This is a genomic window from Streptomyces sp. NPDC002853, from assembly GCF_053591915.1.
In genome coordinates, this window is record NZ_JBSFUS010000022.1 from 68142 (window position 1) to 78263 (window position 10122).

9 protein-coding genes are annotated in these 10122 nt (G+C 71.3%); 4 read left to right on the top strand and 5 right to left on the bottom strand.

Translation table 11 applies throughout. From position 1 onward, the window contains the following. Positions 1-171 precede the first annotated feature (171 nt). Both ACWD02_RS40740 and ACWD02_RS40745 read right to left on the bottom strand, forming a co-directional pair. A complete protein-coding gene (locus ACWD02_RS40740) occupies positions 172-1404 on the bottom strand; it encodes an LCP family protein (protein ID WP_451221350.1) in 1233 nt (410 codons plus the stop codon). Between the two features lie 138 nt (positions 1405-1542). After that, a complete protein-coding gene (locus ACWD02_RS40745; protein ID WP_451221353.1) occupies positions 1543-2298 on the bottom strand; it encodes a TIGR03089 family protein in 756 nt (251 codons plus the stop codon). A 137-nt stretch (positions 2299-2435) separates the two neighbouring features. On the opposite strand from ACWD02_RS40745, the gene ACWD02_RS40750 reads away from it, so the two are divergent. From ACWD02_RS40750 to ACWD02_RS40760, 3 genes are all read left to right on the top strand, one after another. Further along, on the top strand, positions 2436-3809 hold the full coding sequence (locus ACWD02_RS40750; RefSeq protein ID WP_451221356.1) for a peptidoglycan recognition protein family protein: 1374 nt from the start codon (positions 2436-2438) through the stop codon (positions 3807-3809). A gap of 130 nt (positions 3810-3939) precedes the next feature. Next, the gene (locus ACWD02_RS40755; protein WP_451221358.1) at positions 3940-5022 is read left to right on the top strand and encodes a sugar phosphate nucleotidyltransferase; all 1083 of its coding nucleotides are present in this window, start codon (positions 3940-3942) and stop codon (positions 5020-5022) included. A gap of 162 nt (positions 5023-5184) precedes the next feature. Next, complete coding sequence (locus ACWD02_RS40760) at positions 5185-6198, top strand: DNA-3-methyladenine glycosylase family protein (RefSeq protein ID WP_451221361.1); 1014 nt, start codon at positions 5185-5187, stop codon at positions 6196-6198. A gap of 126 nt (positions 6199-6324) precedes the next feature. Here ACWD02_RS40760 and ACWD02_RS40765 read toward each other — a convergent pair whose 3' ends face one another. Genes ACWD02_RS40765 through ACWD02_RS40775 form a run of 3 tightly spaced genes read right to left on the bottom strand, consistent with a single transcriptional unit; the run spans position 6325 to position 9144 of the window. Beyond that, positions 6325-7641 carry a coenzyme F420-0:L-glutamate ligase gene (locus ACWD02_RS40765; protein ID WP_451221364.1) on the bottom strand — a complete coding sequence of 439 codons (1317 nt, stop codon included), beginning with the start codon at positions 7639-7641 and terminating at the stop codon, positions 6325-6327. Next, complete coding sequence (gene cofD, locus ACWD02_RS40770) at positions 7638-8594, bottom strand: 2-phospho-L-lactate transferase (RefSeq protein WP_451221367.1); 957 nt, start codon at positions 8592-8594, stop codon at positions 7638-7640. The genes ACWD02_RS40765 and cofD overlap by 4 nt, the downstream gene beginning before the upstream one ends. A gap of 34 nt (positions 8595-8628) precedes the next feature. Beyond that, the gene (locus tag ACWD02_RS40775; RefSeq protein WP_451221370.1) at positions 8629-9144 is read right to left on the bottom strand and encodes a cysteine dioxygenase; all 516 of its coding nucleotides are present in this window, start codon (positions 9142-9144) and stop codon (positions 8629-8631) included. 690 nt (positions 9145-9834) lie between these two features. Between ACWD02_RS40775 and ACWD02_RS40780 the strand changes: the two genes are divergently transcribed. Beyond that, positions 9835-10098, top strand: a complete 264-nt coding sequence (locus ACWD02_RS40780; protein ID WP_016642094.1) for a WhiB family transcriptional regulator — start codon at positions 9835-9837, stop codon at positions 10096-10098. Positions 10099-10122 lie beyond the last annotated feature (24 nt).

Sequence of the window (10122 nt, forward strand, 5' to 3'; positions counted from 1 at the left end):
GCTCGGTCAGTCGTCCAGCGGTGCGCGGTCACGAAGGGCCAGGCGCACCGGATCGCTCACACTATCCGGCCAGTTCGGCGTCGAACGACGCCGGTGACAAATTCCACTCCCCTACAACTGGGCAATCCGCCCCATTTCTTTGCGGGGGCGGTCTTGCGTTTGAGGATGTGTTTACTCGCAGGTCGTTCCGGCTGCCGTGTTGCCGCGGAAAGTGGGGGCGGGGCTCGGCGTCCGGGAAGGGTCGGCCGCCTGCTCGCCGCGGGGGTCGTCCGCGGGCTCCTCGCGAGTCACTTGGAGGGGTGCGTCCGTTCGGAGTCGGGTGAAGAGTTCGTCCGCCGCCGGCTCGACGAGTTCGTCCCGATTGGCGTCGTAGACATACGACCGCCGGGGCACCGTGAGGAACTGCACCTGTTCTGTGGGGATGTTGCGCATGCCGCGCACCAGTTCGTACAAACCACGCAAACTCGCGAGTTGCGGGTCCGTCGTCAGCGAGGAAGTGGCCGCGTCGAGAACCGGATAGAGCTTCGCGGGATTGAGCAGGACGTCATTGCTCTGCACCTTGTTGACGAGTGCCGCGAGGAACTGCTGCTGGCGGTCCATCCGGTCGGTGTCGCTGCCGTTGCCGATGCTCTTGCGGGCGCGCACGTAGCCGAGTGCCTGCTCGCCGTTGAGGGTCTGCCTTCCCGCGGCGATCTTCAGATGGGCGTCGCGGTCGTTGATCGGCGCCTTGAGGCAGACCTGTACGCCGTCGACCGCGTCGACCATGTCCTTGAACCCGGCGAAGTCCACCACCATGTGGTGGTCGACGCGGATCTTCGTCATCTTCTCGACCGTACGGATGGTGCAGGCCGTTCCGCCGAACTCGAAGGCCCAGTTGAACTGGGCGAACTGGGCCCGCGTCCGCGAACCGTCGCTCTTGCGGCAGCGGGGGATGTCCACCATCACGTCCCGCGGGATCGACACCGCGGTCGCGCTGCGCCGGTCGGCCGCGAGGTGCAGCAGGATCGTGGTGTCCGAGCGCTGGGTGCCCGGATCGCGGCCGTACTTCTTGTTGCCGCGTCCGGAGCGGGTGTCCGAACCGATCAGGAGAATGTTCTGCGCGCCGTTCACCAGCGCCGTCGGGCGCTCCTTCTCGTAGCGGGCGAGCTCCGCCGCGGCGTCGGTGTCCTTGGTGATGTTGCCGTCGAGCTTCTTGTAGACCGCCCAGCCCGCACCCCCGGCCGCCAGGACGAGCCCGGCGGCCCCCACGGCCGTCCAGCGCAGCCAGCGCCGCCTGCGCCGGGCGACGCCCTCACCCGTCGGGCTGGAGCCCGCGCCGGGTGCGTACGTGGCCGAGGGCTCAGGCGGGCCGCCGTCCGCGTCCGGGCGCTCCGGTCCGGCGGGCATGCCTGCGGTGTCGGACACGTGTACGGCCACCCCTCATCGCGACGTCGGTGCATGGTGCGCTCTTATGACCATGGACCGACGTGACGCCGGTGGCCTGCGGGCCAGGGGCGCGGGTGGGCCGAACGGGGGAGGGGGAGGGGCGCCCGGCAAGGTGGGCTACTTGGCGGTGGCCGTGACCCGCTCGTCCTCGATCCGCTTCGCCAGACCCGCCTGCGCGAGCTGGTCGAGGTGGCGGCAGAGCACCACGGACCCGCCCGCCGCCAGCGGGGCGTACAGACCGGAGCTGAGGCCCTCCCAGGTGTCGTACGAGAGCCCGGAGAGGAGCCGCGAGCCGGGCGTGAGGCCCTGCGCGGAGGCGTCGGCGCGGGCCCGCTCCACCAGCTCCGCACCCGTCAGCTCACCGGCCCCGCCGACGGCGAGGGCGGTCTCCGCCGGGTCCACGGGCGCGTACGGCACGAAGCGGTCGCCCTGGCTCGGCACCTCGACCGCGTAGTCCACGAAGCCCTCGGGGGGCTGCGGGAAGCGACCGCCGAGCGGCCGGAGCGCGAGCGCGACCCGTTCCCCGGAGCAGACACGCGCCGCGTCCAGGGAGTCGGGCCCGCTGACGACGAGGTCGGCGCCGGCGGGGTCGCCGCCCACGTCCGCGACGACGCCGACGGACGAGCAGGCGAGCAGCCACACGGCCGTCTGCCAGTGCGCGGGCAGCAGCAGGGCGAGCCGGTCGCCGGGCTGGGCGGCGAGATCGTCCTGGAGCAGGTTGGCGGTCTTGGCCACCCAATTGGCGAAGGTGGCCACGGACAATTCGACGCGCTCGCCCGTGGCGTCGTCGTAGAAGGTGATGAGCGGGCGGCCCGGGTCCGCGGCGAGCGCGGATCGCAGCAGGTCGGCAGGGGTGCGGTCGGTGGCGTTCACGGGCGCAAGGGTACGCGCGTGCCCTGGTGGCCCGGGTGCGGCGGGGGAGCGGCGGCCACCGGTTCGGCGGACATGAACAGACGGACCGTCAATTCCCCAATGGACAGATCTGTCCCGCTATGCCAACTATCAGTTGTATGCGTGGATTTCTAGCTTCCTCGATCGGCGTCACGTGCGCGGCCGCCCTGGCCCTCCCCCTGACCCTGCCGTCGTCCGGCGCCCGCGCCGCGACCCCGGCCGCGGAGTCGCCCGCCGGGCCCTCCGCGGAATCGGTGCCGGGCAGCACCCAGTCACTCCCGCTCACCCCACTCGGCTCCGACCGCTCGGCAGGCGGCGGAGCCTCCGTCGAACAGGGCCTGCTCCAGCGCGAGGTCCGCCCCTTCTCCCTGGTGGGCGTCGTCTGGGACGACCCGGACGACGAACTGCACGGCAGCGTCCAGGTCCGCACCCGGGCCAGCGGCACCAGCACCTGGTCCGGCTGGCAGCCCGTGGAGACGCACAACCACGAGCACGCCGCCGACATCGGCGACCCGGAGCGGACCTCGGGCCGCGTCCGCGGCTCCACGGCACCGCTGTGGGTCGGCGACTCGGACGGCGTCGAGATCCGGGTGCGGGGCGAGGCGGCGCGGCACCGCGGCGCCGCACAGTCCTCCGTGGCACAGGCCCTGCCGACGGGCCTGCGTCTCGAACTCGTCGACCCCGGAGCCGAGCCGCCCCCACAGGGCCCGGCACCCAAGGGCACCGGCTCCACGGTCCTGACCGCCGAGACCGCCGCCTCCTCCGCGGTCAACGCCGACCTCGCCCCGCTCGGCGCCGACGTCATCCCGGCGCTCGGCAAGAAGGAGACGGAATCCGACCTCATCGCGGCACGCGGCGGGGAGGAAGCCGCGGGCCAGGCCAGGCCCTACGTGGGGCCGCGGCCACGGATCACCACGCGCAAGGGCTGGGGCGCGAACGAGAGGCTCCGCGAGAAGAACTTCGCGTACACGAAGACCGTCAAGGCCGCCTTCGTGCACCACAGCGCGTCCGGCAACAACTACCGCTGCTCACAGGCCGGATCCGTGCTGCGCAGCATCTACCGCTACCACGTCAAGAGCAGCGGCTGGCGTGACATCGGCTACAACTTCGCGGTCGACAAGTGCGGAAACATCTACGAAGGACGTGCCGGAGGTGTGGCCAAGCCCGTCCTCGGGGCCCACACTCTCGGTTTCAACAGCAACAGCATGGGCATCGCCGTCATCGGCAGCTTCGGGTCCGCCAGGCCGCCCGCGGCCTCGGTCAAGGCCATCGCCCGGCTGACCGCGTGGAAGCTCGGCCTGTACGGCGCGAACCCGCGCGGAAAGACATACCTGAGGTCCGGGGGAGGGAATCTGTACAAGAAGGGCAGGAACGTCCGGCTCCATGTGATCTCCGGGCACCGTGACGGCTTCGCCACGGAGTGCCCCGGCAGCCGCCTCTATCAGAAGCTGGGCAAGGCCCGCTCCACCTCGGCCCGCTACCAGGGCCGCTGAGTCCGCACCCGTACCACGAAGCACACCGCACGACCCGCACAGCGCACTGCACGATCTGCAAAGCCATCTGCATACACTGGCCGGCCGTGACTCAAGTTCGGCCGGCCCCAGCAGGAAGCAGAGACGACAGGTGACAGAAGCGATCCTCCTGGTCGGCGGCAAGGGCACCCGGCTTCGTCCGCTCACGGTGCACACGCCCAAGCCGATGGTCCCGGCGGCGGGCGTCCCGTTCCTCACCCACCAGCTCGCGCGCGCCCGCGCGGCGGGCGTGGAGCACATCGTCCTGGCGACCTCGTACCTCGCCGAGGTCTTCGAGCCGTACTTCGGGGACGGCTCGGCCCTCGGCCTCCACATCGAGTACGTCACGGAGACCGAGCCCCTCGGCACGGGCGGCGCGATCCGCAACGTGGCGTCGCGCCTGCGCTCGGAACCCGACGAGCCGGTCCTGATCTTCAACGGCGACATCCTCACGGGCCTGGACATCCGCGCCCTGGTCGCCACGCACGAGGAGTCGGGGGCGGACGTCTCCCTGCACCTCACGAAGGTCACGGACCCCCGTGCGTACGGCCTCGTGCCGACGGACGCGACGGGCAGGGTGCAGGCCTTCCTGGAGAAGCCGCAGACCCCCGAGGAGATCGTCACCGACCAGATCAACGCGGGCGCGTACGTGTTCCGCCGCTCGGTCATCGACACCATCCCGGTGGGCCGCCCCGTGTCGGTCGAGCGCGAGACGTTCCCCGACCTGCTCGCCTCCGGGGCCCACCTCCAGGGCATGGTCGACTCGACGTACTGGCTCGACCTGGGCACGCCCCAGGCCTTCGTACGCGGCTCGGCCGACCTGGTGCTCGGCCGCGCCCCGTCCCCCGCGATTCCCGGCCGATGCGGCGACCGCCTGGTCCTGCCGACCGCCACGGTCGCCCCGGACGCGAAGCTCACCGGCGGCACGGTGGTCGGCGAGCACGCGGTGATCGGCGAGGGCGCACGCGTGGACGGCAGCACAATCCTGGCGGGCGCGGTCATCGAACCGAACGCGGTCGTCACGGACTCGCTGGTCGGAGCCGGCGCGAGGGTGGGCGCCCGCACGGTCCTCGCGGGCGCGGTGATCGGCGACGGCGCGGACGTCGGCGCCGACAACGAACTGCGCGACGGCGTTCGGGTGTGGTGCGGGGCGGGGCTGCCGGCGGGGTCGGTCAGGTTCTCGTCGGACCAGTAGAGGAGTTTCGCTCTTCGCAGCCCGTCCGGTGGTCCTTCAGCCCGTCCGGCGTTTGAGGACGAACTCGGCGGAGCCGGTGATGACGGAACGCGCGGCTCCCGCGCCAGCGGGTTTTCGGGAAGGGGCGGGGTTGGGGAAATAAAAGGCCCTACCCTCGTACAGATGTCATCCCGTTTCGCCCCCCGCACCACCCCCACCCGCACCACAGTGCGCGGCGGCGAAACGGCGATCCCCCGGGGCCGCACACCCCGCCTGGCGACGGCGGCCGGAACCCGCACCTGGACCCCGCCCTACCCCCTGAACCTGGGCCTGACCGTGGGGCCCCTGCGCAGGGGCCCCGCGGACCCCACGTTCCGTACGACGCCGGCCGGCGAGGCCTGGCGGGCAAGCCGCACCCCGGAGGGCCCCGGCACGCTCAGAGTGACCCTCCGTAAGGAGACGGTGGAGGCCGAAGCCTGGGGCCCGGGAGCGACCTGGCTCCTGGACCAACTCCCGGAGCTGCTCGGCGAGTCGGATGCCCCGGAGGCTTTCGTGCCCCGGCACCGCCTCCTCGCGGCGACGGAGCATCGCCGCCCCGGCCTCCGCCTGCTCCGCACGGGCCTGGTCATGGAGTCCCTGATCCCGTCGATCCTGGAGCAGAAGGTCACGACGGACGAGGCGTACCGCGCCTGGCGCCTCCTGGTCCGCAAATACGGCGAACCGGCCCCCGGCCCGGTCCCCGAGCAGCTGCGCATGTACGTCATGCCGGCCCCGAGGACCTGGACCCTGATCCCGTCCTGGGAGTGGCACAAGGCGGGCGTGGACGACAAGCGCGCCTCGACGATCCTGCGGGCGGCGCGCGTGGCCGCGCGCCTGGAGGAGGCGGCGGCGATGGAGCCGCTCAAGGCCCAGGCCCGCCTGGAACTGATCCCGGGCATCGGACCGTGGACCTCGGCGGAGACGGTCCAGCGCAGCAACGGCGCCCCGGACGCGGTGACGGTCGGCGACCTCCACCTGCCGGGCATCGTCGGCCACGCACTGGCGGACAACCGCGAGGCGGACGACGAGGAGATGCTGCGCCTCTTGACCCCCTACGAAGGCCAACGCCACCGAGCGGCCCGCCTCATCCTCCTGAGCGGCCGCACCCCGTCCCGCAGAAAACCAAAAATGCCAAAAACGGACATCGGCAAGCTGTAACGGCACCAAGCCGCAGGGGGTCCCGGGAAACCGCACAAGCCCTGTAGGGGCGCGGGGAACTGCGCGACAAGCCCCCACGAGCCCGCAGCCGAAGAAAGAGCCGACAGCCCCCCGCCCAGGGGCGAGTCACCGTACGGCGACAAAGTCCTCCGGGTCCCGCGCGGCCCGAGCGCCCGGCTCGACCGCCCCGTGCCCGATGGCCACCGCCCCCATCGGATCCCACGACTCCGGAAGCCCGAGAACGTCCCGTACGACATCCCGGCAGAACATCGTCGACGAGACCCACGCGGAGCCAAGACGCTCCCCGGCAAGGGCCACGAGGAAGTTCTGCACCCCGGCCCCGGCCGCGACCACGAACATCTCCCGCTCGGCCGCGTCCCGCCGCTCGTCCCCGTACGTGTGCGAGCCGTCCATCACCAGACAGGGCACCACCAAGTACGGCGCCCTGCGCAGCACATCTCCCCGACGCACCCGCTTGGCAATGGACTCCGAAGACTTCCCGTCCCGCTCAAGGTCCGCGACCCAGGCGTCCCGCATCGCGTCGAGCAGCCGCACCCTGGAGTCCTCGGACTCCAGGAGGACGAACCGCCACGGCGTCGTGTGATGCGGCGCCGGCGCCGTCACCGCGGCCGCCACCGCCCGCCGCACGGCCCCGGGGTCCACCGGCTCGTCGGTGAACTCCCGCACGGTCCGCCGCTGCGTCACCGCTTCCCGCACGGCCTCGGACGTACCGAGCCGGAACATGTCGTCACGCGAGGACCGCACCATGGCGCGAGCCCCCTCACCGGTCTCCCCGACGACGTGCGGCAGCCCGCGGACCACCGCGACCGGCAGCCCGCCGGCCTTCCCCTTGACCAGATCGCCCGCGGCGGCCAGCTCGTCCGCGGTGGCGACGACCGTCGCGCTCAGCGGATTGCCGTACGCGTCGACGCCGCCCCGCAGATCGTCGAGGACCCGCACGCCCGCCGCCCCGATGGCGACGTCCGTCAGGCCGTTGCGCCAGGGGCGCCCGAAGGTGTCGGTGACCACGACGCCGACGTCCACGCCCAGCGCGTCCCGCAGCCCGTCCCGCACCGCACGCGCCGAGGCATCGGCGTCCTCGGGCAGCAACAGCACGGTCCCGGCGGGCGTGTTGGAGGCGTCGACACCGGCGGCGGCCATCACGAGGCCCTGCCGGTTCTCGACGATGCGCAGGGTCCCGCGCCGCGCCACCACCCGTACGGTCTCGGAGTCGATGGCCGCCTCGCGGTCACTCGCCCCGACGATCCGCCCCTCGGCCTTGCTGACGATCTTCGAGGTGACGAGGAGCACGTCCCCGTCGGCGAGGCCCGGCTCGGCCGCGGCGATCAGCTTGGCGAGGTCGTCCCCGTGCCGCACCTCGGGCAGTCCGGGCACGGCCCAGACCCGGAACGACGGCGAGGCCCCGGCCACGAAGGACGTCACGCCCGCACCTCCTCCGCGAGGGCGAGCGCCGCACGCGCCATCTCGGCGGTCGCGTCGTCGTCGCTCATCATCAGCGGGATCGCCCGGCACCGGATGCCCGCCGACTCGACCCGTTCCACGACCCCGGCGTCCACGGTGTCGACGAGCCAGCCGTCGAGCAGCCCGCTCCCGTAGTGCTCGGCGACCGCGGCGGCGTTCGACGCCACGCCCACCGCCGCGAGCACCTTGTCGGCCATGCCCCGCACGGGCGCGTCCCCGACGATGGGGGAGAGCCCGACGACGGGCACGCCCGCGTCGGCGATGGCCTCGCGGATCCCCGGCACTGCGAGGATCGTCCCGACGCTCACCACGGGGTTGGACGGCGGGAAGAGCACGACGTCCGCCTCGGCGATCGCCTCGAGGACGCCGGGCGCGGGCTTGGCCTGGTCCGCGCCGACCGGCACGACGGCGTGCGCGTCCACGGACGCCCGAAGCCGCACCCAGTACTCCTGGAAGTGCACGGCCTTCTGCTCGCCGTCGACGGTGACGGCGACATGCGTCTCGACGCGGTCGTCCGACATCGGGATGAGCCGCACGCCGGGCTGCCACCGCTCGCACAGCGCCTGGGTCACCGCGCTGAGCGGGAATCCGGCGGCCAGCATCTGGGTCCGCACGATGTGCGTGGCGAAGTCCCGGTCGCCGAGCCCGAACCACTCGGGCCCGACGCCGTACGCCGCGAGCTCTTCCTTGACCTTGAACGTCTCGTCCGTACGCCCCCAGCCCTGCTCTTCGTTGATGCCGCCGCCGAGCGTGTACATCACGGTGTCGAGGTCGGGGCAGACCTTCAGCCCGAACAGGTGAATGTCGTCACCGGTGTTGCCGATGACGGTGATGTCCGCGTCAGGCGCGGTTTTCTTGAGCCCGCGGAGGAAACGGGCGCCGCCGATACCGCCGGCCAGGACCACAATGCGCATGGGGCCAAGCATGTCAGGCGGGTACGACAGCGCGTCAGGCGGTTACGACATCTCCGGCCGCCGGAGCGGTGGCCCGCACGCCGCACTGCGCCGCGTGCATCGGCATGTCGGTCAGGCCGGGACAGTAGATGTGCAGGCTGACGGCCGGTTCCAGGGAGTCGTTGACGACGTCGTGGACGTACCCGGGCGCGAACACGCGCTGGGACCCGGCGCCGAGCGCGCGCTGCCCGCGCTCCGTACGCTCCGTCAGTTCGCCCTCCAGGACCGTGAGTACGCCGGAGGAGCGGCCGTGGTCGTGCGTCCCGCTGCCCTGTCCGGGGACCCAGGAGAGCAGCCAGACCTCGTAACCGGGCCCGGTGCGCAGGCGGTGGTACCAGCGGCTCGTCGCGTCGTACTCGACGAGGTGGGACCACTGGGCGCGGTCGGCCGCGATGGTGCGGGCCAGGCCGACGAACTCGGCCACGGTGGCCGGGTGCTCGCGGGCGGGCTGCAGGAGGTGGGTGACTTCGAGGATGTCGCCGGCGATCTGGAGGTCGCTGTCGCTGTTCATGGTGCGGTGGTTCCTCAACGTGTGAGTGCTGGGGTGTCGCGAGGGAGGGGTGAGGCGATGAAGCGGAGGCGGCTCGGGCGATGAAAGCGCCGGAGCGGGCTCAACAGCTGGAAGCGGGATGGCTCAACAGCTGGAACAGGAACAGAGACAGCGCGCGTGGGCAGCGCCGAGGAGCCCGCGGGTGCGGGTCGTCGGGAGTGCCAAGTTTGCGAGCATGCCCACTAGGACAGCGGCTCACACCTTCCCTGTCAACTCTATGTCCGGTATGTGGGATATGTTTCACCTCATCCGGTTGTTCTGTCAGGTGAAAGGTTTGTGCATCCGGTTTACGGGACACCCAGGGTCACATCGCGCTTCAGCCGGCGCGTAAACCCCGGCATGCTCCCGTGACCCGAATGTGATCCCCTTCGCTTCGGTGGACCGGTCGCAACGGGATCGTTCCCCGCGACGTCCTTCCCTGGTGAAGGCGGTCGCGGGGCGCCTCGGGATGGGCCACCGGCAAGTGACGGGGTTTATGCCGATTTGAACACTTTCCGCATTACCTTGGTTCCGCAGGGTGAATAAGGGGCCCAATAGCAGATCTCGGCTTGACTGGCCCGGATCGGCACACTTGTAATTTCACTCGTGTCGTTCAGCCGAAATCGGTAACGGCAAGCACCACGGGGACGCACAGACAGACGAGGGGCGCACATGACCGAGCTGGTTCAGGAACTGCTGGTCGAGGACGCGGACGAGGAACTCGGCTGGCAGGAGCGCGCGCTGTGCGCCCAGACCGATCCCGAGTCCTTCTTCCCCGAGAAGGGCGGCTCCACGCGAGAGGCCAAGAAGGTCTGCCTCGCCTGTGAGGTTCGCTCGGAATGCCTTGAGTACGCACTGGCGAACGACGAGCGGTTCGGAATCTGGGGCGGCCTTTCGGAGCGGGAACGCCGCCGTCTGAAGAAGGCCGCCGTCTGAACACCAGCTGGATCCGCCCGACCA